The sequence below is a fragment of the Sphaerisporangium sp. NPDC088356 genome (assembly GCF_040685555.1).
Lineage (GTDB): Bacteria > Actinomycetota > Actinomycetes > Streptosporangiales > Streptosporangiaceae > Sphaerisporangium.
In genome coordinates this window covers 1-24,452 of record NZ_JBFBIK010000046.1, presented here as the reverse complement: position 1 = coordinate 24,452, position 24,452 = coordinate 1, and the positions used below count along the sequence as shown (strand labels likewise).

At 69.2% G+C, this 24,452-nt stretch carries 28 protein-coding genes and 1 pseudogene; 20 read left to right on the top strand and 9 right to left on the bottom strand.

What is annotated here, in order from left to right:
- Window positions 1-82 precede the first annotated feature (82 nt).
- On the bottom strand, window positions 83-433 hold the full coding sequence (locus AB0O34_RS18825; protein ID WP_363916843.1) for an SDR family NAD(P)-dependent oxidoreductase: 351 nt from the start codon (window positions 431-433) through the stop codon (window positions 83-85).
- Here AB0O34_RS18825 and AB0O34_RS18820 point away from each other — a divergent pair.
- The 8 genes and pseudogenes from AB0O34_RS18820 to AB0O34_RS18785 all read left to right on the top strand — a co-directional run.
- On the top strand, window positions 406-1,080 hold the full coding sequence (locus AB0O34_RS18820) for a helix-turn-helix domain-containing protein (RefSeq protein ID WP_363916841.1): 675 nt from the start codon (window positions 406-408) through the stop codon (window positions 1,078-1,080). The genes AB0O34_RS18825 and AB0O34_RS18820 overlap by 28 nt on opposite strands.
- Before the next feature lie 130 nt (window positions 1,081-1,210).
- Window positions 1,211-1,474: a phosphoribosyl-ATP diphosphatase gene (locus AB0O34_RS18815; RefSeq protein WP_248961442.1), complete on the top strand. Its 264-nt coding sequence runs from the start codon at window positions 1,211-1,213 to the stop codon at window positions 1,472-1,474.
- Window positions 1,475-1,537: 63 nt separating this feature from the next.
- Window positions 1,538-2,383: an ATP phosphoribosyltransferase gene (gene hisG / locus AB0O34_RS18810; protein ID WP_363916839.1), complete on the top strand. Its 846-nt coding sequence runs from the start codon at window positions 1,538-1,540 to the stop codon at window positions 2,381-2,383.
- 490 nt (window positions 2,384-2,873) lie between these two features.
- Window positions 2,874-3,710 (top strand): ABC transporter ATP-binding protein, encoded by an 837-nt coding sequence (locus AB0O34_RS18805; RefSeq protein ID WP_363916837.1) that lies wholly within the window; start codon window positions 2,874-2,876, stop codon window positions 3,708-3,710.
- A 3-nt stretch (window positions 3,711-3,713) separates the two neighbouring features.
- On the top strand, window positions 3,714-4,451 hold the full coding sequence (locus AB0O34_RS18800; protein WP_363916835.1) for an ABC transporter permease: 738 nt from the start codon (window positions 3,714-3,716) through the stop codon (window positions 4,449-4,451).
- A 2-nt stretch (window positions 4,452-4,453) separates the two neighbouring features.
- Window positions 4,454-5,599: a sensor histidine kinase gene (locus tag AB0O34_RS18795; protein WP_363916833.1), complete on the top strand. Its 1,146-nt coding sequence runs from the start codon at window positions 4,454-4,456 to the stop codon at window positions 5,597-5,599.
- Window positions 5,600-5,631: 32 nt separating this feature from the next.
- On the top strand, window positions 5,632-6,237 hold the full coding sequence (locus tag AB0O34_RS18790; RefSeq protein WP_363916831.1) for a response regulator transcription factor: 606 nt from the start codon (window positions 5,632-5,634) through the stop codon (window positions 6,235-6,237).
- Window positions 6,206-6,463, top strand: a pseudogene (locus AB0O34_RS18785) (hypothetical protein); the annotation flags it as partial. The gene AB0O34_RS18790 and the pseudogene AB0O34_RS18785, both read left to right, overlap by 32 nt.
- Before the next feature lie 212 nt (window positions 6,464-6,675).
- Here AB0O34_RS18785 and AB0O34_RS18780 read toward each other — a convergent pair.
- Both AB0O34_RS18780 and AB0O34_RS18775 read right to left on the bottom strand, forming a co-directional pair.
- Window positions 6,676-6,876, bottom strand: coding sequence for a DUF397 domain-containing protein (locus tag AB0O34_RS18780; protein ID WP_363916829.1), 201 nt, complete (start codon window positions 6,874-6,876; stop codon window positions 6,676-6,678).
- A complete protein-coding gene (locus AB0O34_RS18775; RefSeq protein WP_363916827.1) occupies window positions 6,867-7,694 on the bottom strand; it encodes a helix-turn-helix transcriptional regulator in 828 nt (275 codons plus the stop codon). The genes AB0O34_RS18780 and AB0O34_RS18775 overlap by 10 nt, the downstream gene beginning before the upstream one ends.
- Window positions 7,695-7,921: 227 nt before the next feature.
- Here AB0O34_RS18775 and AB0O34_RS18770 point away from each other — a divergent pair, with 227 nt between their 5' ends.
- From AB0O34_RS18770 to AB0O34_RS18750, 5 genes are all read left to right on the top strand, one after another.
- A complete protein-coding gene (locus tag AB0O34_RS18770) occupies window positions 7,922-8,359 on the top strand; it encodes an ATP-binding protein (protein ID WP_363916825.1) in 438 nt (145 codons plus the stop codon).
- 63 nt (window positions 8,360-8,422) lie between these two features.
- Window positions 8,423-8,896 carry a hypothetical protein gene (locus AB0O34_RS18765; RefSeq protein WP_363916823.1) on the top strand — a complete coding sequence of 158 codons (474 nt, stop codon included), beginning with the start codon at window positions 8,423-8,425 and terminating at the stop codon, window positions 8,894-8,896.
- 99 nt (window positions 8,897-8,995) lie between these two features.
- Entirely contained in the window at window positions 8,996-9,451 is a 456-nt protein-coding gene (locus AB0O34_RS18760) for a hypothetical protein (protein WP_363916821.1), read from the top strand.
- Between the two features lie 256 nt (window positions 9,452-9,707).
- Entirely contained in the window at window positions 9,708-10,538 is an 831-nt protein-coding gene (locus AB0O34_RS18755) for an SDR family oxidoreductase (RefSeq protein WP_363916819.1), read from the top strand.
- A 139-nt stretch (window positions 10,539-10,677) separates the two neighbouring features.
- Window positions 10,678-11,094 carry an NUDIX domain-containing protein gene (locus AB0O34_RS18750; RefSeq protein ID WP_363916817.1) on the top strand — a complete coding sequence of 139 codons (417 nt, stop codon included), beginning with the start codon at window positions 10,678-10,680 and terminating at the stop codon, window positions 11,092-11,094.
- A gap of 196 nt (window positions 11,095-11,290) precedes the next feature.
- Here the strand turns inward: AB0O34_RS18750 and AB0O34_RS18745 are convergent, their stop codons facing one another.
- A complete protein-coding gene (locus tag AB0O34_RS18745; protein WP_363916815.1) occupies window positions 11,291-11,944 on the bottom strand; it encodes a hypothetical protein in 654 nt (217 codons plus the stop codon).
- 703 nt (window positions 11,945-12,647) lie between these two features.
- Complete coding sequence (locus AB0O34_RS18740) at window positions 12,648-13,841, bottom strand: EAL domain-containing protein (protein ID WP_363916813.1); 1,194 nt, start codon at window positions 13,839-13,841, stop codon at window positions 12,648-12,650.
- A gap of 274 nt (window positions 13,842-14,115) precedes the next feature.
- Between AB0O34_RS18740 and AB0O34_RS18735 the strand changes: the two genes are divergently transcribed.
- Window positions 14,116-14,775, top strand: a complete 660-nt coding sequence (locus AB0O34_RS18735) for an acVLRF1 family peptidyl-tRNA hydrolase (RefSeq protein ID WP_363916811.1) — start codon at window positions 14,116-14,118, stop codon at window positions 14,773-14,775.
- A gap of 100 nt (window positions 14,776-14,875) precedes the next feature.
- On the opposite strand, the gene AB0O34_RS18730 is transcribed toward AB0O34_RS18735, so the two are convergent.
- Together AB0O34_RS18730 and AB0O34_RS18725 are read right to left on the bottom strand one after the other, a co-directional pair.
- Window positions 14,876-15,256, bottom strand: a complete 381-nt coding sequence (locus tag AB0O34_RS18730) for a VOC family protein (protein ID WP_363916809.1) — start codon at window positions 15,254-15,256, stop codon at window positions 14,876-14,878.
- Window positions 15,253-15,663, bottom strand: a complete 411-nt coding sequence (locus AB0O34_RS18725) for a metalloregulator ArsR/SmtB family transcription factor (protein WP_363916807.1) — start codon at window positions 15,661-15,663, stop codon at window positions 15,253-15,255. Before AB0O34_RS18725 ends, AB0O34_RS18730 begins: the two co-directional genes overlap by 4 nt.
- Before the next feature lie 198 nt (window positions 15,664-15,861).
- Here AB0O34_RS18725 and AB0O34_RS18720 point away from each other — a divergent pair, with 198 nt between their 5' ends.
- The 4 genes from AB0O34_RS18720 to AB0O34_RS18705 all read left to right on the top strand — a co-directional run bounded on the left by AB0O34_RS18720 (window position 15,862) and on the right by AB0O34_RS18705 (window position 20,938).
- On the top strand, window positions 15,862-17,460 hold the full coding sequence (locus AB0O34_RS18720) for an ABC-F family ATP-binding cassette domain-containing protein (RefSeq protein ID WP_363916805.1): 1,599 nt from the start codon (window positions 15,862-15,864) through the stop codon (window positions 17,458-17,460).
- A 114-nt stretch (window positions 17,461-17,574) separates the two neighbouring features.
- Window positions 17,575-17,790: a helix-turn-helix domain-containing protein gene (locus AB0O34_RS18715; RefSeq protein ID WP_093173121.1), complete on the top strand. Its 216-nt coding sequence runs from the start codon at window positions 17,575-17,577 to the stop codon at window positions 17,788-17,790.
- A 140-nt stretch (window positions 17,791-17,930) separates the two neighbouring features.
- A complete protein-coding gene (locus AB0O34_RS18710) occupies window positions 17,931-18,848 on the top strand; it encodes an enoyl-CoA hydratase/isomerase family protein (protein ID WP_363916803.1) in 918 nt (305 codons plus the stop codon).
- Between the two features lie 212 nt (window positions 18,849-19,060).
- Window positions 19,061-20,938, top strand: coding sequence for an ABC transporter ATP-binding protein (locus AB0O34_RS18705; RefSeq protein WP_363916801.1), 1,878 nt, complete (start codon window positions 19,061-19,063; stop codon window positions 20,936-20,938).
- 13 nt (window positions 20,939-20,951) lie between these two features.
- Here the strand turns inward: AB0O34_RS18705 and AB0O34_RS18700 are convergent, their stop codons facing one another.
- The gene (locus AB0O34_RS18700; protein WP_363916799.1) at window positions 20,952-21,836 is read right to left on the bottom strand and encodes a sulfotransferase; all 885 of its coding nucleotides are present in this window, start codon (window positions 21,834-21,836) and stop codon (window positions 20,952-20,954) included.
- 185 nt (window positions 21,837-22,021) lie between these two features.
- On the opposite strand from AB0O34_RS18700, the gene AB0O34_RS18695 reads away from it, so the two are divergent.
- Window positions 22,022-22,948 carry an LD-carboxypeptidase gene (locus AB0O34_RS18695; protein WP_363916797.1) on the top strand — a complete coding sequence of 309 codons (927 nt, stop codon included), beginning with the start codon at window positions 22,022-22,024 and terminating at the stop codon, window positions 22,946-22,948.
- A 41-nt stretch (window positions 22,949-22,989) separates the two neighbouring features.
- Window positions 22,990-23,895 carry a hypothetical protein gene (locus tag AB0O34_RS18690; RefSeq protein WP_363916795.1) on the top strand — a complete coding sequence of 302 codons (906 nt, stop codon included), beginning with the start codon at window positions 22,990-22,992 and terminating at the stop codon, window positions 23,893-23,895.
- Here the strand turns inward: AB0O34_RS18690 and AB0O34_RS18685 are convergent.
- Window positions 23,892-24,452 (bottom strand): glycoside hydrolase family 15 protein (locus AB0O34_RS18685; RefSeq protein ID WP_363916793.1); only part of this gene is annotated, 561 nt, incomplete at its 5' end. The two genes, AB0O34_RS18690 and AB0O34_RS18685, sit on opposite strands and share 4 nt — an antisense overlap.

Here is a 24,452-nt window from a genome sequence, read left to right as displayed (position 1 = left end):
TTTCCCAGTGCGGCGGCCTCCCGGTAAAGGTCGCTGGTACAGCAACCCGTCCACGTCGGGGAATCGTCCGGTGGCGAACTGCTCACCGCACGCCATGGGGTGCGGCCTGGTTGGCGAGGCCCTTGCTGTAGGTGCTCAGCGCGGCCTTGGCCGCCGAATAGCCCAGGGTGCCGTCCCACAGCGGCAGGCGGCGCTGGATGGAGGAGACGTACACGACGGCCCTGCGGCCCTGCGCGAGCATGCCGGGGATCAGCGCCCGGTCCAGGCAGACTGCGGCGAGCAGGTTCTGGTTGAGCTCCTGCTGCCAGATGTCCTCGGTGAGGACCTCGAAGCCGCTGGCGGGCGCGGCCGAGCCGCCGAGCGTGTGGACCAGGATGTCGACGCCGCCTAATCTAACCTGGGAATATGGACAACCGCAGCGAGGTCCGGGCATTCCTCACCTCACGCCGGGCCAAGGTCAGCCCGCAGCAGGCCGGGATCCCCTCCCACGGCCGCCGCCGGGTGGAGGGTCTGCGGCGCGGCGAGGTCGCCGCGCTGGCCGGGGTCAGCGTCGAGTACTACACGCGGCTGGAGCACGGGAACCTCGCCGGCGCCTCCGACAGCGTCCTGGACGCCATCGCCCGCGCCCTGCGCCTGGACGACACCGAGACGCATCTGCACCACCTGGCCCGCGCCGCCGCCACCCCGCCCGCCCGTACCCGCCGCGTCAAGGCACCCGGGGTGCGGGCGCCGGTCCGCCTGGTCCTGGAGGCGATGACCGGGCTGCCCGCGCTCGTCCGCGACCACCGCTTCGACATCCTGGCCGCCAACCCCCTCGCCATGGCCCTGTACGAGCCCATGTTCGCCGCCGGTGAGGTCTTGCCGGTGAACTCGATGCGGTTTACCTTCCTCAACCCCCACGCCCAGGCCTTCTACCCCGACTGGGCACAGGTCGCACGCTCAGCAGTCGCCGCGCTGCGTATCGCCGCCGCCCGCAACCCCCACGACCAGCACCTGGTCAATCTCATCGGCAAGCTGTCCATGCGCAGCGACCCCTTCCGCACCTGGTGGGCCACCCAAGACGTCTACGTCCACCAGTAGGGCCGGGCAGACTCCCGCGCGGAGCCACGCCCGAAGGCCCTGCCCTGATCGGGCGAAGCGGGGGTTAGCACGTCTTCCACCCGTGGACGACTACTCTTGACGGGGCAGGCACACCGACGTGAGAGAGATCATGAAGACCTTCGAAGAGCTGTTCGCCGAGCTTTCCGACAAGGCGCGCACCCGCCCCGCGGGGTCGGGCACCGTCGCGGCCCTGGACGCCGGCGTCCATGCCATCGGCAAGAAGGTCGTGGAGGAGGCCGCCGAGAGCTGGATGGCGGCCGAGCACGAGTCCACCGACCGGGCGGCGGAGGAGATCTCCCAGCTCCTTTACCACGTGCAGGTTCTCATGATCGCCCGAGGCATCGGGCTCGACGAGGTCTACAAGCATCTGTAGGCCGGTCCCACCGGCCTGCGCGACCGACCTCGTCCCCTCCGATCCGAAGGATTCCTCAAAGCCATGCTCCGCCTAGCCGTACCCAACAAGGGCGCCCTCACGGAGTCCGCCCAGACCATACTCAAGGAAGCGGGCTACCGCCCGCGCAAGGACTCCAAGGAGCTCGTGGTCGTCGACCCCGACAACTCCTGCGAGCTGTTCTTCCTGCGTCCCCGCGACATCGCCGTCTACGTCGGCGAGGGCACGCTCGACGTCGGCATCACCGGGCTAGACATGCTCTTCGACTCCGGCGCCCCCGCCGAGGAGATCATGCCGCTGGGGTTCGGCGTCTCCACCTTCCGCTTCGCCGCGGGCGTAGGCAGGTTCTCCACGGTCAAGGACCTTGAGGGCATGCGCATCGCCACCTCCTACGCGGGCCTGCTCGGCAAGTACCTCGCCGAGATGGGCGTCGAGGCCAGGGTGATCAAGCTCGACGGCGCGGTGGAGACCGCGATCCGCCTCGGCGTCGCCGACGCCGTGGCCGATGTAGTGGAGACCGGCACCACGCTGCGCAACGTCGGCCTGGAGGTCTTCGGCGAGCCGATCGCCCACTCCCAGGCCGCTCTGATCAAGCAGGTGGGCGCCGTGGAGACCAACGGGGTCCAGCAGCTGATCCGCCGGTTGCAGGGCGTCCTGGTCGCCCGCGACTACGTCATGATCGACTACGACATCCGCGCCGAGCGCATCGACGAGGCCATCGCGATCACGCCTGGCATGGAGGGCCCCACGGTCTCCCCGCTGCACCGCGAGGGCTGGGTCGCCGTCCGCGCCATGGTCCCCCGCAAGGGCCACCAGCAGGTCATGGACCAACTCTGGGAGATCGGCGCCAAGGCGGTCCTCGCGACCGCCATCTTCGCCTGCCGCATCTGACCTCCCCGCCGCCTGGCGGCTGGAACCTCAGATGGCAACCAGATTCGGCGCGGTGGGCGGTCCAGGATGCCGCCGATCGTCGCGGAGCGGAACCTCAGCCTGCCACCGGTGGCCTTCACGCCGCGCAGGTCGACCGCGCTGTCGACGACCACGCCCTGCGCGGCGACGAGTGAGCCGGCCCCGGGCTGACTCCAGTTGGTCCCGGGCCGGGTCAGCCGGGCACCGGTCAGGTCCAGCGAGCCTGGATGCCCAGCAGCCGCATCCCGCCGCGCGTGCAGCAGCCGGATCGTCCCCCGACCCGCATCCGGTCGGCCTGAACGGCCGCATCGTCATCCGCTTGCCGCCCACCCAGCGTCGCGGCGGATGACAAATGTCATCGCCAAGGCCGGATGAGCGGCACTGAGGATCTTGGGGGGGTTTGCCTACCGTTGGGGACATGAACGCCATAGCGCTTGCCGATGTGAGCAAGAGTTACGGTGAGGTGCTGGCCGTGAACGGCCTGAGTCTCACCATGGAGGCAGGGCGCACCGTCGCCCTCCTCGGCCCGAACGGGGCGGGCAAGTCGACAACGATCAACATGTTGCTCGGGCTCATCCGGCCGACGGCGGGGGAGATCCAGATCTTCGGCCACACCCCGGAAGAGGCGGTCGCGCGCGGGGAGATCGGCGCGATGCTTCAGGAGGGCACGCTGATCCCCGAGTTGACCGTGCGCGAGCTGATCGACTTCATCCGCCGCCTGTATCCGAACCCGCTGCCCCTGGACCAGGTGCTCCAGATGGCCGATCTGACCGACCTGGCCTCCCGGCGTGCCGGCAAGCTGTCCGGCGGGCAGAGCCAGCGCGTGCGGTTCGCCCTGGCCATCGCGGGGGCGCCCAAGCTGCTCATCCTCGACGAGCCGACCGCCGCGATGGACGTGGAGTCGCGCCGCGCCTTCTGGGGGAGCATGCGGAACTACGCGGCGCAGGGCCGTACGGTCCTGTTCGCCACCCACTACCTCGAAGAGGCCGACGAGAACTCCGACCGCGTGGTCGTCGTCGCCCGGGGGAAGGTCGTCGCCGACGGTACGGCCGCGCAGATCAAGGCCGGTGTCGGCGGGAGCGTGGTCGGGTTCTCCCTCGGCGGCCAGTCGGCGGCCGGTCTCGACGCGCTGCCGGGGGTCACCGGCGTCGAGATCACCTCGGGTACGGTGACGCTGCGCACGTCCGACGTCGACGCGACCGTGTCCGCGCTCTACCGTAAGACCACCCTGGACGTGCGCGATCTCCAGATCAACGGGGTCGATCTGGAGGACGCCTTCCTCGCTCTCACCCAGTCCGCGGAGGCCTGAGCGATGCTGAACTACATCAAGGTCGAAGCCACCCGGATGCTGCGCAACAAGCGCTACATCATCTTCGTCGTCGCGTTCCCCGTCGGCTTCTACCTGCTCTACTCCAACCTCTGGGGAGGCCAGGTCGACGAGGCGACCGGGGTGAAGGCCAGCGTGATCCTCATGGTGTCGATGGCCGCCTACGGCGCGCTCGCCGCCTCGATCATGTCGACCGCCGTGCCGTGGTCGCAGGAGCGGCAAAGCGGCTGGCTGCGCCAGTTGCAGATCACCCCGCTGCCCAACTGGATGATCATCGTGACCAAGCTGATCTCGTCGCTGCTGCTGGTGCTGCCCGCGCTGCTCCTTGTGGTCTTGGCCGCGGTGATCACCCAGCACGTCTCGCTGTCCGCGGGGCAGTGGGCCGCGCTGATCCCGATCATGTGGGTGGGGACGATCCCGTTCGCCGCGCTCGGCCTCATCATCGGCTCGCTCGTACCGCCTGACACCGCGCAGCCGCTGGCGATCATCGGGATGTTCGGCCTGGCGCTGCTCGGCGGCCTGTGGTTCCCCGTCGACATGCTGCCCGAGACCATGCGGACCATCGCCCACGCGCTCCCGTCGTACGACTACGCCGACATCGGCTGGGAGATCGTCGCCGGCCACGCGCCGCCGGCGTCGGCGGTCGCCGGCATCCTCGGCTGGGCGGTCGTGCTGTGCGGCCTGGCGGTCTACGCCTACCGCAGGGCGACGGTGCGGGGCTGACCGTGAGCCGTCTGGGCGACGTCTTCACCTTCGGCGGGACGGAGGACAAGCCGTCCCGCTGGAGGCGTCTGATGGGCATGTCCTTCGGGCTGGTCTACCTGTTCTATCCGATCACCGACCTGACCTCGGGGAACGTCACCGGCTTCAAGGCGTACGCGGAGGTCGCCGCGCTGCTGGCCTTCGTCGGGTTCTACGTCGCCACCGTGATGAGCCCGAAGAACTACGGCCGGCCGGGACGGTGGACGCTCCCGCTGCTCTGCCTGACGGCGCTGATGGCGATCGTGTTCCCGATCCTGTTCGGGGGAGGATGGCTGGCGCTGCCGATCTACGTCACCGTCGTGATCAGCATGGCCCTGCCCATGTGGCCGGCGCTGGCCGGGATGCTGGCGATGGTCGCCGTCGTGATCGTCGACGGGCTCCTCACCCGGGCCGACGGCGCCACCATCTCGCTTCTGCTGCTCCAGGTGGTCACGCTCGGGGTCCTGTTCATGAGCGTGCGCAACACGCGGACCCTTGTGATGAAGCTCCATCAGGCCCAGGGGGAGGTGGCGCGGCTCGCGGCCGGCGAGGAACGCCTACGCATCGCTCGCGACCTGCACGACCTGCTCGGGCACAGCCTGTCGCTGATCGTGCTCAAGAGCGAGCTGGCCGGACGGCTCTCCGACCAGGGCTCGCCCAGGGCGGCCGACGAGATCCGTGACATCGAGTCCGTGGCCCGGCTCGCCCTGCAGGAGGTGCGCGAGGCCGTCACCGGTTACCGCCAGCGCGGGCTGTCGGAGGAGCTCGACAACGCCCGCGCCGCGCTGGACGCCGCGAGCGTGGCCGTCACCGTCCGCATGGCGGGCACACCGCTGCCCGACGCCCTCGACGGCCTGTTCGGCTGGGCCGTGCGCGAGGGCGTCACCAACGTCGTACGGCACGCCCGGGCGAGCAGGTGCGAGATCATCGTCGCGTACGAGGGCGGCGCGGCGACCCTGGAGATCGTCGACAACGGGCCCCACGCCGGGCCGTACGAGGCCGGAAGCGGGCTGTGCGGGCTGACCGAGCGCGTCGAGGCCGTGAGCGGCTCCGTGGACGCCGCGTCGCATCCGGACGGCGGGTTCCGCCTGCGGGTTCTGGTGCCCGTCGCCGTAGACTCACGGGCTTGACGTCCGGCCTTCGCGACATCTCAGGAGCTTTGATGATCAGGGTCATGCTCGCCGAAGACCAGGCGATGGTCCGGGGGGCGCTGGCCTCCCTGCTCGGCCTGGAGCCCGACATCGAGGTCGTCGGCGAGGCCGCCAACGGCGAGGAGGCCGTGGCGGTCGCGCTCTCGGCCCGGCCCGACATCGCCCTGCTCGACATCGAGATGCCCGTGATGGACGGCATCGAGGCGGCGGCGCGGATCTGCCGGGCGGTTCCCGGCTGCCGCGTCATGATCCTCACGACCTTCGGCAGGCCCGGCTACCTCCGCAGGGCCATGGAGGCGGGCGCCGCGGCCTTCATGGTCAAGGACAGTCCCGCGAGGGAGCTGGCCGCCGCCATCAGGCGCGTGCTCGCGGGGGAGCGGGTGATCGATCCGGTCCTCGCCGCCGCAGCGCTGAGCGCCGGGCCGAACCCCCTGTCCCAGCGCGAGCGCGATGTCCTCGGCGCCGCCGCCGACGGCTCCACGATCGGCGACATCGCCCTGCGCCTCCACCTGTCGGAGGGCACCGTCCGCAACTACCTCTCCTCGGCCATCCAGAAGACCCACGCCCGCAACCGCATCGAGGCCGTCCAACGCGCCCAGTCCCAGGGCTGGCTCTGACCGCGTCGCGGGGCCGGTCGAGCTGACCTCGGTGACGGACTCCGAGATCCGCGCGGCCCTGCGCTGGCTGTTCACCGCGCACGGGCTGGTCGCCGAGGGCGCCGGAGCCTGCGGAATCGCCGCAGTGCTGGCCGGCAAGATACGGATCAGCGGACGCCTCGTCGTCGTGCTGTCCGGCCGCAACATCACGCCCGCCACCTACGCGGAGTCGCTGACCCGTGACTGACCTCCCGTGGTTCCGGACGTAGGCGCCAGCTTGCCTTCCGGTGGCGGCCCGGCACTACGGTGTCCGCCGCATGGCGGCGAGCACCACCGGGTCGATGGTGTCCTGCGGCATGGAGCCATGCCCGCCCGGCCCGTACACGGTGATTCGAGGAGGGGTGGGGTCCGGCGGTCCGCCGAAGACATGGGTCCCCGGCGGACCGCCAGGCCGTCCGGTCAGTTCGGGATCCGGTGGGTCTTCACGTCGTTGAGGAAGGTGGTCCATTCACCGGGGGGGAAGATGAGTGCGGTTCCTTGGGGGTCTTTGGAGTCGCGCACCGCGACCACGTCCGGCAGATTGGTCGCCACCTCGACGCACATGCCTCCGTCGTCCCCCGACCGGCTTGATTTGCGCCATTTGGCCTGGCTCAGATCCATCTCCGCACCGCTTCCTCGATCACCTTCAGGGACAGGGATTGGGAGTGGGCCTCGCCTCGGATGGCGTCGTAACGGTTGACGAGCTTCGCGATCAGGCTTCTTTCGTCTACCGTACGGCCGTGCGGCTGACCCTCCACATACACCGTATAAGGGACACCTCGCATTTCCGCTATACCGAATGCCCCGAGTAGCCCCGCACCTGCTTTGGCGCCGTACGGAACTATCTGAATGGTGACCTTGGGGTGCCGTGCCATCTCTACGAGGTATTCGAGTTGCTCGCGTATCACAGAGGGGCATCCGACAGGTCGGCACAACACTCCCTCATCGATGACGGCCCACACCATTGGCGGGTCATCGCGCGACAGTGTTCTCTTGCGCTGCATTCTGGCGGATACGCGTTGATCGACCTCCTCGGTGGTGATCCCGGGGGCGCACTCGATGATCCAGCGCGCGTACGCCTCGGTCTGGAAGAGGCCGGGGATGAGCAGGGGATCCCACAGGCGGAGGGCGGTGGCGCGCAATTCCTCGGCCGCCCAGTCGCGGAAATGCTCAGGGACCGGTGGCGGTGGCGGCCAGGCTTCCATGTAGAGCCCCAGCAAGACGCCGTCGAGGCGGAAGGCCTGGTCACACAGCCGTGCGAAGCCCTCTGTGGGATCGCGCTTCAACGTCTCGACCATGCCGATCATGCTCTCGGAGAATCCGATCCTCCGGCCGACCTGTGCCTGGGTCAGCCTCGCGGCGAGACGGTGCCGGCGTAGCTCGTACGCGAACCGTGCCGCCGCTGACTCGTCAGGGTCGATGTCGACCATTTTGCCCATCTGATCTCCTCGCCTACGCCGGCTGAAATCGGACCCCACCAGCCCACCGATGACCCACCGGGACAGTGCACTTCCGTGGGAACAATCAACTACCGAACGTAGTCGATCGTGTACACGATGGTGAGGCGAATTCCGCATCGGGTGGGCGGCCGATAAACGTCGCGACGACGTATATGACGTGCCTGACGCCCGCGGAGGAGAACACCGATGGATCACGGAGGCGGTCGATGGCCGGCGTCAGAACGCGGGCGCAGTACCTGGAGATTCCGGCCCGGCCGGAGGCCGCGTTCTACGCGCGTAAGCACGTCAGGCGAGTGCTCGTCGAATGGCGGCTGGAAGCGCTCCTGGACACCGCCGAACTCATCGCCTCGGAACTGGTGGCGAACGCGGTCAAGGCGATGGCGGGCGGTGGCGCGTCGGACGGAAGGGAAGCGCCGTGTGATGCCCCTGAACACATCTGGATCGACGTCTACCGGGCGGCGGATGTCGTTGTGCTGGAAGTCTGGGACGCCGGTCGGACCCCGCCCGTGCCCAGGGCCGCCGCGCCGGACGACGAGGGCGGGCGCGGCCTGCGTCTGGTGGACGCCCTTGCGGAGAACTGGGGCTATCGCCGGCCCGTCACCGGCGGGAAGGTCGTCTGGTGCACCCTTCGGGTTCCGGTGTGACGAGTGATCATTCGTGTACGTTGAGTGAGATCATTCTGTCTGTGGGCTGTCTCGGAGGTCGTCATGTCCACTGCTCTGCCGGTCCGGGGTCTCATCGTGGCCGCCATGGTGACGGGCGCGCTCGGCTCGCCCGCCGCGTTCACCGTGTCGGCCGCTCATGCCGGGGCGCGGGTTCCCTGTACGGCCACGGTCAGCACCACCGGTTCGGCGCCTGCCGACCTCGCCGGCAAGGTGCCCGCCGGTACGACCGGAAGGCTGGACGCGACGTGCGGCGACATGGCGCAGACGACGGTCGACCAGGTGCTCCCCGCCGTGCAGGCCGATGTGCGGGGTTTCGAGGCCAAGGTGAAGAGCGAGTGGGGCCCGCTCTGTGTCGTTTTCAGCGCGGGCGCGGACGAGATCAAGGCGGGGCTGGCCGCCCTCGGTCTCACCGATGACGTCAGGGCCCTGGCGAAGCAGCCTCGGACCGAGCAGGGACGCCTCGACAAGATCATGCAGTTCGTGACGGCCAAGCGGTGCCCCGCATCCGCCGCCTAGCCGTCGCCCTGTGCCTCGGCGGGAGAGGCCGCGTCTTCGACGAGTTGGAAATGGCGGATCGACAACACCCGCGATTCGTTGGCCATAGCAAGACTTGGGTTGGCGGAGTACCGGCGGATCGGCGCCGGGCGCCTTGATGCGGTGTTCGCCCGTAAGCAACACGCGGCTACCTCGACCATCGCCGTTTCTGTGGCCGTCCACCTGGACGGTTTGCCCGGCGAGCCGCAGCTGCGGCTACGTACAACCAGCTCCAGTCAGTCGCCGGCGTGGAAGCGGGAGATTCGTGATGCCTGCAGCGCCGTCGTCGGCGCCCCGTTGCCCGATGGCCCGCTGGCGATGGGCATCCGATTCGCCGTGTCCCGCAGGCGCAACTGGTCAACGCTCTGGAAACCGGCCATTGATGCCTTAGGCCCGGTACTTGGCACGCCGGATCCTCGCAAGCCCTACCGTCCGAACGACGATCGGATCGTCGACCTCGCACTTCACCGGAGCCATGACGATGCCCTGGGCAACGATGTGGACATCGCCGTGTGGTGGCAGCAGTCGGTTACCTGACGAGGATCAGCCCTTCGGGCAAGCGCGCTGCGCGGCAAATGAGTGCGTCGGGCACGGAAATCAGAGATCCCTGAAGGCTGGCACGTCTTCAGGCGTTTGCCACATGTACGAGGGCAGACGCGTTCGCTCGACGGAGGGATTGCTCGTCGCGCTCGTGTGTCTTGGGCACGTCTGCTGACGGCGTCGAGCCACACCTGGTACCCGAGGCGTCGCCGTGGAGAGAATGGCGCTGAGGCAAGTACATCCGGGAGGGTCGATGACCACAATGTCCGGCAAGGTGTGTCTGGTGACCGGCGGGACCAGCGGGATTGGCCGGGAGACGGCGGCCCGGCTGGCCGAGCTGGGGGCCACCGTGGGAGTCGTCGGGCGCGACGTCGAGCGAGGGCGAGCGGCCGTCAAGGAGATCCGGCATCGGGCGCCCAGCGCCGAGGTGGACCTCCTGACGGCCGACATGTCGAGCCTGGCCGAAGTGCGCCGGCTGGCCGCCGAGGTGCTGGAGAAGTACCACCGGCTCGACGTGCTCGACAACAACGCCGGTGTGATCATGCTCAAGCAGCAGTTCACGGTCGACGGTTACGAGACCATGTTCGCCGTCAACCATCTGGCGCCGTTCCTGCTGACCAGCCTGCTGCGGGAACGGCTGGTAGGCAGCGCGCCGGCCCGCGTGATCACGGTTTCGTCCAATGTGCATCGCTCGGCCAAGCAGATTCCCTGGGACGAACTGGCCCGCGGCGAGCCGAGCTACCCGCTGTCGAAACTGGCGAACATCCTGTTCACAGCCGAGCTGGCCAAGCGCCTGACCGGCACCGGCGTGGTCGCCAACTGCCTGCACCCGGGCCTCATCCGCACCCAGTTGGGCCGCGAGGTCCGCGGCGTCGCGAAGCTCCTCGTCGCGGCCGCCAAGCCCTTCATGGGTACCGTCCAGACCGGCGCGGCCACCCCGGTCCACCTGGCCAGCGCCCCAGAGGCGGCCGAGGTCACCGGAGGCTACTTCTTCCGCGGCAAGCAGATCGAGCCGAGCTCCCTGGCCCGCGACCCCGAGGCGGCCGCGCGTCTATGGACCCTCAGCGAGGAGCTGGTGGCGTAAGCCGAGCCAGGATCGTCGCCATGTGGCGCGCTCGCCAGACTTGTGATCAATGGCCTGCTGAGCGGCGTACGGACCGTGACGATCGACGTGAGCCGCAGCATCGGCTCAGCGGCAGATCCGCATGGGTCAGAATGTGCCGATGACGATCTCCGCTGACGACTCCGGTCCGGTCCGGATTGTGACGGCCGTTCTTCGCGACGGCGATCGGGTGTTGCTGTGTCATCGAAGCGCCGGACGGCGTTGGTATCCCGACGTGTGGGACCTGCCGGGCGGTCATGTTGAGGAGGGGGAGGATCCGAAAGAGAGCCTTGTCCGCGAGCTTCGGGAGGAGTTGGGAATCACGGCATCGGAGCCGTCCAGCCCGCCGAAGCATGAGATTCGGACCGCGACGTTCGACATGCAGATCTGGTTGGTCGACAGGTGGACCGGAACACCCGTCAACGCCGCGCCGGACGAGCACGATGCTGTGGCGTGGTTCGAGACGTCCGACCTTGACAGCCTGCGTCTCGCCCACGAGTCGTATCTTTCGATGCTCACCGCCGTGCTCGTCCGGTGACGTCGCTCCGGAAGCCAGTGGTGCGCGCTCATCGGCAAGAGCGCGCGGTCAGCGGCATGAGAGGGCGTTGGTGCGACCCTCAAGGACTGCTCGCAGCGCTGGCTGCCAGGATTCACTTCGCCGATCCGCGGCCAGGATGATCTACGAATAGTTCAGCAGATCCTGTGCAGGAGTTCCATGGAATCCGAGACAACGGTCATCCGGATTCGAGTTCCCGGCGGTTGGGAAAGACGACTACCCGGAGCTGTCCCTCGGCCGCGAGCCCATACTCAGCCTCCAGGGGAATCTGTGACAGGTCGTCGGGCGAGTAGATCAACCGAACGAACGAGAACACACCCTCGTTACGGGCTAGGTAGTCCTCGATATCACGCCAGAGCTTCCCGACCGGTGACAACCTCCGGTTCACCCATGGCGCCTGCGCGAAATAGTTCGGGCCACCTTCAAGGCCGCCCTGGGCGTGTGACATCGCATGACCCTTGTCGTAGCCGGCGACCGAGGGAAACCCACGGTGATAATTGACATCTCGGCTGTTGGGAGGAATCCGTCGAGACAACCCATGCATCAGCACTGTTCGTTCCGCGGCCAGATCGAACAGCACGTCGAACGCGCCATCGGTGATCTCAAGGAGCTCGACCCCGGTGCGGACGTCCCGGGAGTAGAGTTCAGCAGCGACATCGACAACGACGTCCTTCAGCGAGATTTCCCCCGCACCACACTGTGCGTCATACAACCGTCGCCGGTAAAGATCCGTATGCGATCTGATCTCTCCAAGCTCAGCCAGAGCCTGGTCGATACGGTCAATGACAGAACTGAACCAGGCTGACCTCGACCGTCCATGTGATCCCTGCATGTCTCCACTTTCACAGAAACCAGGACATCCGCTTCTCGGCATGAGCGGAAGTGTCGCGGGCGACATGGTGGCCAGTCCGCGCAGGGTTTGAGTCGATAGCCACGTGGCGATCATGTAAAGCATCAGGCGGGGCGGAAGCGCCAAGCATCAACCGAGGTCTGACAAGTGAATCAGGTCATCGGACACAGGTTAATCCTATCTCGCGGATGGGGGCGGTAGCCCCGGAAGCGCGCCACCGAGGCCCAGACACACTCGAAGTATTCCTGCGGATGGTTACGCCATTCCGCTAGTGAGACATTTCGGCCGCCGTTTTGCTTTGGCCGGGATGGCACCTGTGTCGATCAGTAGCGAGGTCACCATCGTGGACGCACTTGAAAGCGCGGTCCAGCGGCGTGGGCGCCAATTCCTGGGGGCGAGGTCCGATCGTTCTGACAGATTCACTGAACTCCTTGATCGGGGGGGTATCGATCTTAGTGATCAAACCATTCGGTGATCTTGTCCGACAGTGTGATTAGAATCACTCAGAAAGTCGCCTATCGCTCGTAACGCCAGAAGCCTGCAGAGATAAGGGCGTAGGCAGCTTGCGAGTCCGCCACTGGCAGACTCAGCGGTTGCAGCGTGGCCCGGCGACTGGTGTGCGACCAGTTCGCCACCGACGGGGACGTGCCAGCGCACCCGCGCGCTTGCACAAAGGTCGGTGGGGTCAGCGCGGGATCGGCTGGATGTCGGCGACGTGGCGGATCAGGTCGCCGACGTGGACTACCCCCATGCAGCGGCCCACCTCGTCCACCACGACCAAGTCGTCGTACACGCGGGCGGCGTCCTTCCCCGCGAGCTGCATGGCGGCGATCGCCGGGGTGGTCTTCGGGACGACGCGCGGCGGGTCGGCGAGGCGGTGCGCGGGCTTCTTGGCGTGCAGGGCGTGGCCGTACGGCCCGGCGATGGACAGCAGGAAGCGGCTGCGCTCCACGCTGCCCCGAGGCCGCTGGTACTCGTCCACCAGGATGACGCTGGTGATGGAGGGCTCGGTGCCGAGGGCGTCCACCACGTGCTCGGCGGTCGCCCCCATGTCGAGGGTCACCGCGGGCATGAGGAACTCCTGGACGCGCGGGCCCAGCTCGATCACCGAGGGCTCCGGGTCCGGCGCGGGGACGGGCAGGGGGACGTGCACCCGTCCGTGCGAGGGACGCCAGTCCGGCGGGGCGAGCAGCGGTCCCTGAGCCAGCCCGATGCCCCAGCCGCGCAGCGCGGCGAGCTGCGCCTCGTCCCGCACCTGCGGGGCCAGCACGTGGATGCCCATGCCCTTGGCCATGCGGGCGACGGCCTCGCCCAGCGCGTTGCGCCGTACGTCGCGCGGGATGCGGTCGACGAGGTCGGGAGACAGGACCGCGGCGTACGGCGAGGCGTCGGCGATCAGGTCGAGGGGAACGTGCGAGGTGCCGACGCCGCCCACGGCCACCAGGTAGCCGATGGTGCGCAGCCCGTCGATGCCGACCAGCAGCGCCCGGCGGTCCTCGGCCGCGAAGTCGCCGGAGATGACCAGTATCACCTCGCGAGGGCGCCGCTTCGTCGCCCGCATCGCCTCGTGCAGCGGAGCGAGGGCGGCGGAGCCCTCGATCACAGCCCCGGAGGCAACGGTGAGCACGAGCGGCAGCAGCGCCTCCTCGCGCGCGGCGGCGTACGCCGAGGCGATCGTGGGCGAGATGTCGCGGGAGACGCCGGTCGGGGAGACCTCGGCGGTGGCCTCCACGGCGATCACGCCGCCGGTGTCGAGGTCGACGATGGGCAGGAAGGTCGCGGCGCCGCCGGAGGCCTGGTGGGCTCCGAAGGCCCCGGGCACGGCAGTGGCGGGAGCCGGGGGTGAGGCGGCCGGAATGGTGGATCGGGGGACCGTCACCCTCGGATTGTCCTGCGGTTTCTGCGGCGACAGCGGCCACGTGAAGCGGAATTCACCGACATTTCCGCATCTGTTGGATCGGGATCCTTCTTTACGGGATTCTGCAAACACCGTAACCGATCGTGATCAAGTTTCCGGCCGCTCTCTGGGCGTGCGATCGGCCCCGGCACGCACGCGTCCGGAAGGGCGGTGACCCTCGCACGGCCGAGTGCCGTCGGCCGCCCGCACCGCGTCCGGACGAGAAGGACCAGGGGGTCCGGTACTGTCGCGGGTCATGACGTCACGACCGGCGGCGGGCGGGGGCCGATGGGTGTCGGTCGGCCCGGACCGCATCGAGGGCTGGCTGCGGAGGTTCGCCGAGCGGCACGGCTCGGTTGAGGCCGTCCTGGAGGAGGACGTCGTACGGCTGAGCGCCGAGGACGGGTCCGTGGCCGAATGCCACGTGCCGTTTCCCCCGCTCGCACCCGCCGGAGACGACCTGCTCCCCGCGCTGGTGCGCCATTCGAAGGTGGAGCGCCGGGTCGGGGTGCTTCTGGTACGCCTGGGCGGTCACGCTGCCGGGGTGTTCGAGGGGGAGCGGCTGGTCGTCTCCAAGGTCGGCTCACGGCTCGTCCACGGGCGCAGCGCGGCCGGGGGCTGGTCCCAGCACCGTTTCGCCCGCCGCAGGGAGAAGCAGGCGAGCGAGGCGTCGCAGGCGGCGGCCGACGTGGCCGTACGGGTGCTCGTCCCGCACGCCGGCACCCTGGACGCCGTCGTGCTCGGAGGAGACCGCAGGGCGATCGACGCGCTGCGCGAGGACCGCCGCATCGAGGCCGTCTTCGCCCTGGAGACCGGCCCCTTCCTGGACGTCCCCGATCCCCGGCTCGCGGTGCTCCAGGAGACGCCCGCGCGCTTCCGCGCCGTCCGGATCCGCGTGATCGACCCGGAGGCATGACCGTTGCCTGAAATGTGATCGAATGTGAGCCTGTTTCAGGCAGGCACGGCCTTACGGTCCTTCCCGCCCGTGCCGCCTGACCTGCGGCTGTGCGCCGCCCTCAGCCTCTGCCGAGGCGGGACTCCTGGGCCACCCACCCGTTGCCGTCGGGATCCTCGAAGGTGAAGAAGGCACCCCAGGGAGCCTTCTCCACGTCGTCCTGGTGGACGGCGACGCCCTCGGCGCGGAGCCGCTCCAGGGTCGCCGCCACCTCGTCGCACTCGATGACCAGGCCGCTGACGCTGCCCGGAGGCATGGAGGGGAACCAGGTGACGAGCGTGATCGTGGCGCCGCCGCCAGGAGGGGCGAGCTGCACCCAGCGCCGGTCGCCCATGGGGTCGTCGGCGACCAGGGTGAACCCCAGCTTCCGGGTGTAGAACTCGGCGGACCGGTCCTGGTCGGAGACGGGAATCGAGATGACGCTGATCGATCGCAGGGTCACAGGGTCTGTCCTTTCGGGTCGGTGGCGGGCGCGAGAGCCGCGGGGCCGCCGGGTTCGGGGCCGGCGTCGATCTCGTCGAGCACGGTCCCGAGGGTCTTGAGGCGTTGCTTCCAGAAGCGCTCCAGCTCCGCCAGCCACTCGCGCGGCTCGGCGAGGCCTTCGGGCCGCAGCCGGTAGAGACGGTGCCTTCCGGCCGGCCTCACCTCGACCAGGCCCGCGTCTCGCAGCACCTTCAGATGCTGGGAGACGGCGGCCTGGGTGATCGCCAGGTCGGCCATGAGCTCGGAGACCGAGCACTCGCCCGCGGTCAGCCTCTGCAGCAGATGCCGTCGCGTCAGGTCGGCGAGCGCCGTGAAGGCGTCGGGGCGGTCCTGCGCCAGCCGGGGGCGTCCGATCTTCCCGCTCATACGGAGAATCGTATTAGTTTTTTCTTAACCGTCAAGCTCCGTCAGGAGACTGGCCGTACACTAGGCGTATGCGCACTCCCGATTGACCGGCGCACTCATGGAAGCGGGCCGAGCCATGTGGCTGCCCTGCGACACTCCGGTGTCTTCCGACAGCACGTCCTTCGACCTCGTTCCCCGCTCTGGGAGTGTTCCCTCACCATGATCATTGCGTCTGACATCGAACTGCGCGCCGGTTCCCGCCTGCTCATCGAGGGGGCGTCGTTCCGCGTGAACCCCGGCGACCGCATCGGCCTGGTGGGCCGCAACGGCGCCGGCAAGACCACCCTCACCAGGGTCCTCGCGGGTGAGGGCCTGCCCGCGGCCGGCACCGTCACCAGCACCGGCAACGTCGGCTACCTGCCCCAGGACCCGCGCACCGGCGACCTCACCGTGCTCGCCAGCGACCGCATCCTGTCGGCGCGCGGCCTCGACGAGGTGCTGCGCGAGCTGCGCGAGGCCGAGTTCGGCATGGCCTCCGACGACGACCGCGTCCGCGACCGCGCCGTCCGCGCGTACGGCCGCCTGGAGGACCGGCTCCACGTCCTCGGCGGGTACGCCGCGGAGGCCGAGGCGGCGTCGATCGCCTCCAGCCTCGGGCTGCCCGACCGGGTGCTCAAGCAGCCTCTCCAGACGCTCTCCGGCGGTCAGCGGCGACGGGTCGAGCTGGCCCGGATTCTGTTCAGCGGAGCGGAGACTCTCCTGCTTGACGAGCCGACAAACCACCTCGATGCAGACTCAATCGGGTGGCTTCGTGACTTTTTACGATCCCACCAGGGCGGCTTGATCATTATTAGCCACGATGTCGGACTTCTCGAAGCCACGGTCAACAAAGTCCTGCACCTCGACGCGAACCGCTGTGTCATCGACACTTACAACGTCGGATGGACCACTTACCTGGCCCAGAGAGAGACCGACGAGCGCCGCAGGAAGCGCGAGCGGGCCAACGCCGAGCGGCAGGCCTCGCAGTTGCTCTCGCAGGCCGACCGAATGCGCGCCAAAGCCACCAAAGCCAAGGCGGCGCAGGACATGGAGCGTCGCGCGAAGCGCCTCCTGGCGGGCGTCGAGGAGGAGCGGCGCAGCGACAAGGTGGCCAAGCTCCGCTTCCCGGATCCGGCCCCGTGCGGGCGCACCCCGCTGACCGCTACCGCCCTGTCGAAGTCCTACGGCTCGCTGGAGGTCTTCACCGACGTCGACGCGGCCGTCGACCGGGGGAGCCGGGTGGTCGTCCTGGGCCTCAACGGTGCCGGCAAGACGACGCTGCTGCGCATGCTCGGCGGCATCGAAAAGCCCGACTCCGGCGAGGTCAAGCCCGGTCACGGCCTCAAGCTGGGGTACTACGCCCAGGAGCACGAGACCCTGGACGCCGGGCGCAGCGTGCTCGAGAACATGCGCTCCGCGGGGCCCGACGTGCCCGACGTGACCCTGCGAAAAGTGCTCGGCTCGTTCCTGTTCTCGGGGGACGACGCCGACAAGCCCGCGTCCGTCCTCTCCGGAGGAGAGAAGACGCGTCTTGCCCTGGCCACACTGGTGCTTTCGAGCGCCAACGTCCTGCTGCTCGACGAGCCTACGAACAACTTGGACCCGATCAGCCGCGATCAAGTACTTTCAGCGTTGAGGTCCTATTCTGGGGCAATTGTCCTCGTTACACATGATGAGGGTGCCGTGCACGCTCTACGACCGGATAGGGTGATCTTGCTACCAGACGGAGTGGAAGACGCTTGGAGCGATGAATTTTCCGATCTTGTGGCACTCGCCTGATCTTAATTTGAGCGGGTACGGATCTTTTCCCATGGAGTAGGTAGCCGATCCGGCTGAAATGACTGATCATGGCGTGAGTAACGCTGCGGAAGTCTGGCACTACAGGAGGTACTCGTGGCCGAGACTCTGAAGAAGGGCACCCGGGTGACCGGGGCCGACCGTGAAAAACTGGCCGCCGACCTTAAGAAGCGCTATGCCGCGGGTGAGAGCATCCGCGCGCTGGCCGCTTCGACCGGCAGGTCATACGGGTTCATCCACCGCATCCTCAGCGAGTCCGGCGTGACTCTGCGCGGGCGCGGCGGAGCCACCCGAGGCAAGTCGAAGCGCTAAGGGCCGCCTCGGAAACGCGCGACCGCAGCCGCTCGTCCCGTTCAGTCGAAACCCGTCCCGCCCGCGCCGGTAGAATCTGATTCTGGAACCTCACTGGGTTCGGGCGTGACGGGACAGCGACATCACGGACGGAGCGGGCGATGCCGGAAGCGACGCTTGGGGGGAGTGCGGCGGCGATCTCGACGGGCGAGGGTGCCGAGCCGGGCACAGAAGGCGCGCTGACGCGTGCCGGAGGGGTGCGCGGCGTGGCTGACAGGACCCTCGGCGGCGACGATCTCGCGGAGATCGGTCTGCGCTTCGAGGTGGATGGCGAGATCGCGACGATCACACTGGACCGGCCGGATAAGCGGAACGCGCAGACGTTCGCCACCTGGTCGGCCCTTGCTCAGATCGGCAGAGAGCTGCCGGAGCAGGTGCGCGTCGTCGTGGTCCGAGGCGAGGGGCCGTCCTTCTCAGCGGGTATCGATCTACGAATGTTCACTCCGGACGGAGTGCCCGGGCAGGGCTCGTTCGCGTCCGCGGCCGCGCTCGACGGCGATACGTTCGAGGAGCGGATCACAGAGGCCCAGAAGGGCTTCCTGTGGTTGCGCCGCCCGGACATCGTGTCGATCGCGGCGGTTCAGGGACATGCGATCGGGGCCGGATTCCAACTAGCCCTGTCCTGCGACCTGCGGATTCTGGCCGAAGACGCCAAGTTCTGCATGAAAGAGCCCGCGCTCGGGCTCGTTCCCGACCTGACCGGCACCAAGCCGCTGGTCGATCTCGTCGGCGTGGCCAGGGCCGTGGAGATCTGCCTGACGGCCCGCGTCGTCGAGGCCGGTGAGGCACTGAGGCTCGGTCTCGCCGAGCAGGTGGTCCCCAGAGACGATCTCGAGACGGCGACCCGGAGGCTCGCCGGCGCCCTGCTCTCGACCGACAGGGACGCGGCGGTGGCCACCAAGCGGCTGCTCCAGGGCGCACCTGCCCGCACCCTTGAGGAACAGAGCGCCGCCGAGCGCGCGGAGCAGACCGTACGCATCAGGAAGCTCTTCGGCGGCGGGGCCACCGCGGTCCAATAAGCGCCACCGCGGGCGATCAAGCGCTACCGCGGGCGAGCAAGCGGGCCTGACCTGCGGAGACAGTCAGACGGGCCACGGGCGCCAGCGAGAGTGATCGTTCGCCCTGAGCTGACGCGGGAATCAGGCAACCGTTTCTCACGCTTCGCCCGGAGGAGACGGGGGCAGGCGCGCCCGTACCGGACACACGGGGAGAGGACCGGCGAAGGACGAACATGTCGATGATGGGCGGGGGATACGGGCCGCAGGTGATGCGGTCCCTGCGGCGTGACAGCTCGGTGACCAAGGAGCGGCTCACGCCGGGCACGGTGCCGCGCATCGCCAGGTACGCCAAGCCGTACCGCTGGCAGATCTCCGCGTTCCTCGCGCTGGTCGTGCTCGACGCGACCATCGTGATCGCCAACCCGCTGCTGCTGAAGTCGATCATCGACCAGGGCATCATCCCGCGCCGCACCGACGTGGTCATGACGCTCTCCCTGGTGATCGCGGGCCTGGCCCTGGTGGACGCCGGGCTCGGGCTGGCCCAGCGCTGGTTCTCCTCGCGCATCGGTGAGGGGCTGATCTACGACCTGCGCACCGAGGTGTTCGACCACGTGCAGCGCATGCCCGTGGCCTTCTTCATGCGCGCCCAGACCGGCGCGCTGGTCTCCCGGCTGAACAGCGACGTCATCGGCGCGCAGCGCGCCATCACCAGCACGCTTTCGGCCGTGGTGTCCAACGTGGTGAGCCTGGTGATGGTGCTCGGCGCGATGCTGATCCTTTCGTGGCAGGTCACGCTGGCCGCCCTCGTCCTGCTGCCGATCTTCATCTTCCCCGCCCGGCTGGTCGGCCGGCGCATGTCCAAGCTGACCCGCGAGCAGATGCAGCTCGACGCCGAGATGAGCTCGGTGATGACCGAGCGCTTCAACGTGGCCGGCGCCATGGTCGCCAAGCTGTACGGCCGCCCGAGGGACGAGGCGGTCAACTTCGGCGACCGCGCCGGCCGGGTGCGCGACGTGGGCATCACGGTGGGCATGTACGGCACGGTCTTCCGGGTCGCGCTCGGCCTGGTAGCGGCGCTCGCGACCGCCTTCGTGTACGGCGCGGGCGGCGTGCTGGTCGTCAACGGCGCCTTCGAGATCGGCACCCTGGTCGCCCTCGCCGCGATGCTCATGCGCCTGTACGGCCCGCTGACCAGCCTGTCCAACGTCCACGTGGACGTCATGACCGCCCTGGTGAGCTTCGACCGGGTCTTCGAGGTCCTCGACCTCAAGCCGATGGTCGCCGAGAGCCCGGACGCCGAGCCGCTGCCGAGCGGGCCGGTCACCATCGAGTTCGACGACGTCCAGTTCCGCTACCCGGGCGCCGACGAGGTCTCGCTCGCCTCCCTGGAGTCGGTGGCGCGGCCCGACACCGGCCCGAGCCAGGAGGTGCTGAAGGGCATCACCTTCACCGCCCGGCCCGGCGAGCTCATCGCGCTGGTGGGGCATTCGGGTGCGGGCAAGACCACCATCACCTCGCTGGTCTCCCGCCTGTACGACGTGACCGGCGGCGCGGTGCGGATCAACGGCGTGGACGTGCGCGACGCCACCCTGGCGTCCCTGCGCGACACCGTGGGCGTGGTGATGCAGGACGCCCACCTGTTCCACGACACGATCGGCGCCAACCTCCGCTATGCCCGGCCGGAGGCGACCGACGAGGAGATCTGGGAGGCGCTGCGCGCCGCGCAGATCGGCGAGATGATCGAGGCGCTGCCCGACGGCCTGGACACGGTCGTCGGCGACCGCGGCTACCGGTTGTCGGGGGGAGAGAAGCAGCGGGTCGCGCTCGCGCGGCTGCTTTTGAAGGCGCCGCACGTCGTCGTGCTCGACGAGGCGACCGCGCACCTGGACTCCGAGTCGGAGGCCGCCGTCCAGCGGGCGCTCAAGACCGCGCTCGCGGGCAGAACCTCACTGGTGATCGCCCACCGGCTCTCCACGATCCGCGAGGCCGACACGATCCTGGTCGTGCAGGACGGGCACGTGGTCGAGCGCGGCGGCCACGACGAGCTGCTCGCCGCCAGGGGCGCCTACGCCGAGCTCTACCGCACGCAGTTCGAGCAGCAGCAGAGGTGACCCCGGGCGGGCCTCAGATGTAGCCCAGCCGGGTCAGCTCGTCCTTGGCGATCTTCTCCACCAGCGTGGCGTCGTCCGGCCTGAGACGGGCACGCCACGCGCCCACCTTGGGGGCGGTCGTGCCGTACAGGGCCACCTTGGAGACCCGGGTCTCCAGGAAGCCGGAGATCGCCGCGATCGTCTCGCCGGGGGAGGCGGCCATGTCCTCGTAGCGCACGGTGAGGAGCTGGTCGCGGGGGATCTCCTGGCGGAGGGCCGCGCTGAGGCGGACGGCGCTGCGCCAGCGCAGGGCGCACTTGCCTGCGGGCTCCATCACCGTCCACTTGTCGCGGTGCTCGCTCGAGTTGACCCCGAGGAACGGGTTGGGGAACTCGGTCTCGTCGCTGAGCATGCTCGGGCGCGACCAGCTCATGGAGGCGCGGTCGGCCAGCATGTCGGCGGCGACGTCCCTGCCGTCGCGGATGAGCTGGACGAACCGGGCGTCGGGGAACGCCTGGAGCAGCACCGGCGCGCTGTACAGCAGGTCGGGGTTGGCGTCGCCGAACCTGACGACGGTGCCGGGGGAGGCGCACGGGCCCGGCCCGGTGACGGCGCCGGCCTCCCGGCACGCGGCCGGGCACTCGGCGCAGGCGCCGGGGACGATCTGCCAGGCCTCGGCGAGCGCGTCGCGGAGCACCCGGACGGCGCCGCCGCCCTTCCTGCGCATGATCGAGGGCCGGCGCGCGAACGCGTACACGACGTGCGCGACCGCAGCCCTGCCCATGGTCAGATGGAAGCCGGGGGAGCGTTTGAGGGCACGCGCGAGAAGGTCCGCGCCGGAGTGCGGGGCGCCGAGCACGAACACCGGCCTACGGACCTTGATGCCGTTGACCACGAGAATGTGGGTCGGGGGTCGCATAAGTGAGGACAGTCTGACACCCTTTGCGAGGTGAACGAATCGGCCACGCCCCGCCCGTCGGTGGCACATGGCGTCACCTGGGTAAGACTACTCATCGCGGCAGGTGTTTCATCCGATTCGGGGATTTTCGCCGTCCGTAAACCGGGGCCGCGCCACTCGCCGGCCGGCCTTCGCGGAGCGTCCCGATGACCAGCCACCGGCTCTGGATCCCGTCCCGGTTGCGCCGCGGCGACCGGGTGGCCGTCGTCGCGCCCTCGGGGCCGGTCGACCCGGTGCGCCTGGCACGGGGACGCCAGGTCCTCACCGAGATGGGGCTGGACGTCGTCGTCATGCCGAGGGTGCTCAACCGGCGGGGTTACCTCGCGGGCTCCGACGCGGGCAGGGCTGCCGACCTGCAGGAGGCGTGGTGCGACCCGGACGTGCGGGCGGTGATCTGCGCGCGCGGCGGCTACGGCGCCACCCGCCTGCTCGGCCTGCTCGACTGGGCCGCCATGGAGGCCGCCCGACCCAAGATCCTGCTCGGGTCCAGCGACGTCACCGCCCTGCACCAGGCGTTCGCCGTACGGCTGGGCGTGGCGAGCTGCTTCGGGCCGATGCCGGCCTGCCAGACGCTGAGCGACGACGAAGGGCCCGAGAAGGCCTCGCTCGCCCACCTGGTCTCGTCGCTGTTCGAGACGGAGATGCCCGCCCCGGTCGCCGGCGACCAGGTGATCGTGCCCGGCCACGCCGAGGGCCCGCTCACCGGGGGCAACCTGTCGCTGCTCGCGGCCCTGTGCGGCACCCCGTACGCCCTGCGGGCCGAGGGGCACATCGTGCTGCTGGAGGACGTCGGCGAGGCGCCGTACCGCATCGACCGCATGCTCACCCAGCTGCTCCAGGCCGGATGCCTGAAGGGCGCCCTCGGCATCGTCCTCGCCTCGTGGGTCGACTGCGGGGACCCGACGGGCGTGCTGATCGAGCGGCTGGCGCCGCTGGAGGTCCCGATGATCGCCGGGGTGCCCATCGGCCACGGAACCCCACAGTTCACCGCATGGATGGGAGCAGACGCGGTCATTGATACCGAATCGTGCTCTTTGACTTGCCTGTTCCGCGACCCTGCTACGGCACTGTAGCGCTGGTCCGGGGGAAGACAGCTGTCAGTAGGGAGCCTTGCGTGGGCTTGTTCAGGCGATACCGGAACCGGCGGGCCGACGCGCAACGGCGCCCGATCGAAGACGTGGACCTCGACTCGCTTCTGGCGCTCGTGGCCGACAGCCTCGGCTACGACCACGCGTTCGAGGCCGACGGTTCGGCCCTGCTCCTGTCGGGGCCCCGGGACATCACGGTGCGGCTCACCGGGCTGCGCCGCGAGGCCAGGCGGCGCTCCCGCGAGGACTGGCCCACGCTGGTGTCCGACCACCTCGCCCGTACGATCGCCCGCGGCGACGACCTGCCCGACGTGTGCGACCTCGCCCAGATCCGCCCGCTGCTCCGCACGCGCGTCGTGCTCGCCGACAGCCTGGAGGACGACCCGTCCCGGCTGATCGGCCGCCACGTCGGCTCCGACCTGGTCGAGGTCCTCACGGTGTCCGGCCGTCCCGTGCGGCCCGAGGAGGCCTTCTGCTGGCCGGTCACACCGGCCGAGGCGCTGGACCTCGGGGCGGAGAACGTGCTGGCGGACGAGAAGCTGTCCGCCGAGCGCGCCGACCTCGACGGCACCCCGGCCTGGATCATGACGGGGTCGACGGTGAGCGCGGCCGTGCACCTGCGCCGGATCCAGGACTATCTGCTGGTCTCGCCCGACGGCCTCATGGTCGCCTTCCCCCACCCCGGGGAGATGGTCGTGCACCCCATAGACGGGCTCTCGGTGATGCGCGCCATCGAACGGCTGTGGATGCTCGCCCACCGGGAGTACCGCTCGCGTGAGGACGGCCTCAGCCCGCACGTCTACTGGTGGAACCACGGGCGGCTGACCCGCATCCAGGCCGACCTGGTCATCCAGGACGGCCAGCGCCGCCTCGTCGTCGCCCCGCCCCCCGAGTTCGCCCGACTGCTCGCCGACCTCGCCCAGGGACGCTAGTCGCCGAGAAGCTCGGCGTAGCGGGGGATGCAGCTTGCCCGCGACAGCGTGTGGGCGGTGTGGATGAGCGGGACGTGGCTGAAGGCCTGCGGGAAGTTGCCCACCAGGCGGCCGTAGCGCGGGTCGTACTCCTCGGCCAGCAGGCCGACGTCGTTGCGCAGCGACAGCAGCTTCTCGAACAGCTCGACCGCCTCCGGCCGCCTGCCCACCATGGCCCGCGCCTCGGCCAGCCAGAAGCTGCACGCCAGGAACGCGCCCTCCCCGCCCACGAGGCCGTCGACGGAGTTGGTCTGCGCGATCGGGTAACGCAGCACGAAGTCGTCGGACATCAGCTCGCGCTCGATGGCGTCGATGGTGCCGACCACACGGGGGTCGGTGGCGGGCAGGAAGCCGGTCTGCGGGATCAGCAGCAGGGAGGCGTCCAGCTCGCGCGAGCCGTACGACTGGGTGAAGGTGTTCCTGACCGGGTCGAAGCCCTTCTCCATCACCTCGGCGTGGATGACTCCGCCGTCACGACGATCGTCTATCTCCCGGCGGTCTTCGGCGTGGTCCACCTC

Excerpts from the sequence above, each read along its gene's own strand:
- AB0O34_RS18820 (WP_363916841.1), top strand. The coding sequence starts at position 406 with ATGGACAACCGCAGCGAGGTCCGGGCATTCCTCACCTCACGCCGGGCC.
- AB0O34_RS18825 (WP_363916843.1), bottom strand. The coding sequence starts at position 433 with ATGCCCGGACCTCGCTGCGGTTGTCCATATTCCCAGGTTAGATTAGGC.
- AB0O34_RS18815 (WP_248961442.1), top strand. The coding sequence starts at position 1,211 with ATGAAGACCTTCGAAGAGCTGTTCGCCGAGCTTTCCGACAAGGCGCGC.
- hisG (WP_363916839.1), top strand. The coding sequence starts at position 1,538 with ATGCTCCGCCTAGCCGTACCCAACAAGGGCGCCCTCACGGAGTCCGCC.
- AB0O34_RS18800 (WP_363916835.1), top strand. The coding sequence starts at position 3,714 with ATGCTGAACTACATCAAGGTCGAAGCCACCCGGATGCTGCGCAACAAG.
- AB0O34_RS18790 (WP_363916831.1), top strand. The coding sequence starts at position 5,632 with ATGATCAGGGTCATGCTCGCCGAAGACCAGGCGATGGTCCGGGGGGCG.
- AB0O34_RS18780 (WP_363916829.1), bottom strand. The coding sequence starts at position 6,876 with ATGGATCTGAGCCAGGCCAAATGGCGCAAATCAAGCCGGTCGGGGGAC.
- AB0O34_RS18775 (WP_363916827.1), bottom strand. The coding sequence starts at position 7,694 with ATGGGCAAAATGGTCGACATCGACCCTGACGAGTCAGCGGCGGCACGG.
- AB0O34_RS18770 (WP_363916825.1), top strand. The coding sequence starts at position 7,922 with ATGGCCGGCGTCAGAACGCGGGCGCAGTACCTGGAGATTCCGGCCCGG.
- AB0O34_RS18765 (WP_363916823.1), top strand. The coding sequence starts at position 8,423 with ATGTCCACTGCTCTGCCGGTCCGGGGTCTCATCGTGGCCGCCATGGTG.
- AB0O34_RS18755 (WP_363916819.1), top strand. The coding sequence starts at position 9,708 with ATGACCACAATGTCCGGCAAGGTGTGTCTGGTGACCGGCGGGACCAGC.
- AB0O34_RS18750 (WP_363916817.1), top strand. The coding sequence starts at position 10,678 with ATGACGATCTCCGCTGACGACTCCGGTCCGGTCCGGATTGTGACGGCC.
- AB0O34_RS18745 (WP_363916815.1), bottom strand. The coding sequence starts at position 11,944 with ATGCAGGGATCACATGGACGGTCGAGGTCAGCCTGGTTCAGTTCTGTC.
- AB0O34_RS18735 (WP_363916811.1), top strand. The coding sequence starts at position 14,116 with ATGACGTCACGACCGGCGGCGGGCGGGGGCCGATGGGTGTCGGTCGGC.
- AB0O34_RS18725 (WP_363916807.1), bottom strand. The coding sequence starts at position 15,663 with ATGAGCGGGAAGATCGGACGCCCCCGGCTGGCGCAGGACCGCCCCGAC.
- AB0O34_RS18720 (WP_363916805.1), top strand. The coding sequence starts at position 15,862 with ATGATCATTGCGTCTGACATCGAACTGCGCGCCGGTTCCCGCCTGCTC.
- AB0O34_RS18710 (WP_363916803.1), top strand. The coding sequence starts at position 17,931 with ATGCCGGAAGCGACGCTTGGGGGGAGTGCGGCGGCGATCTCGACGGGC.
- AB0O34_RS18705 (WP_363916801.1), top strand. The coding sequence starts at position 19,061 with ATGTCGATGATGGGCGGGGGATACGGGCCGCAGGTGATGCGGTCCCTG.
- AB0O34_RS18700 (WP_363916799.1), bottom strand. The coding sequence starts at position 21,836 with ATGCGACCCCCGACCCACATTCTCGTGGTCAACGGCATCAAGGTCCGT.
- AB0O34_RS18695 (WP_363916797.1), top strand. The coding sequence starts at position 22,022 with ATGACCAGCCACCGGCTCTGGATCCCGTCCCGGTTGCGCCGCGGCGAC.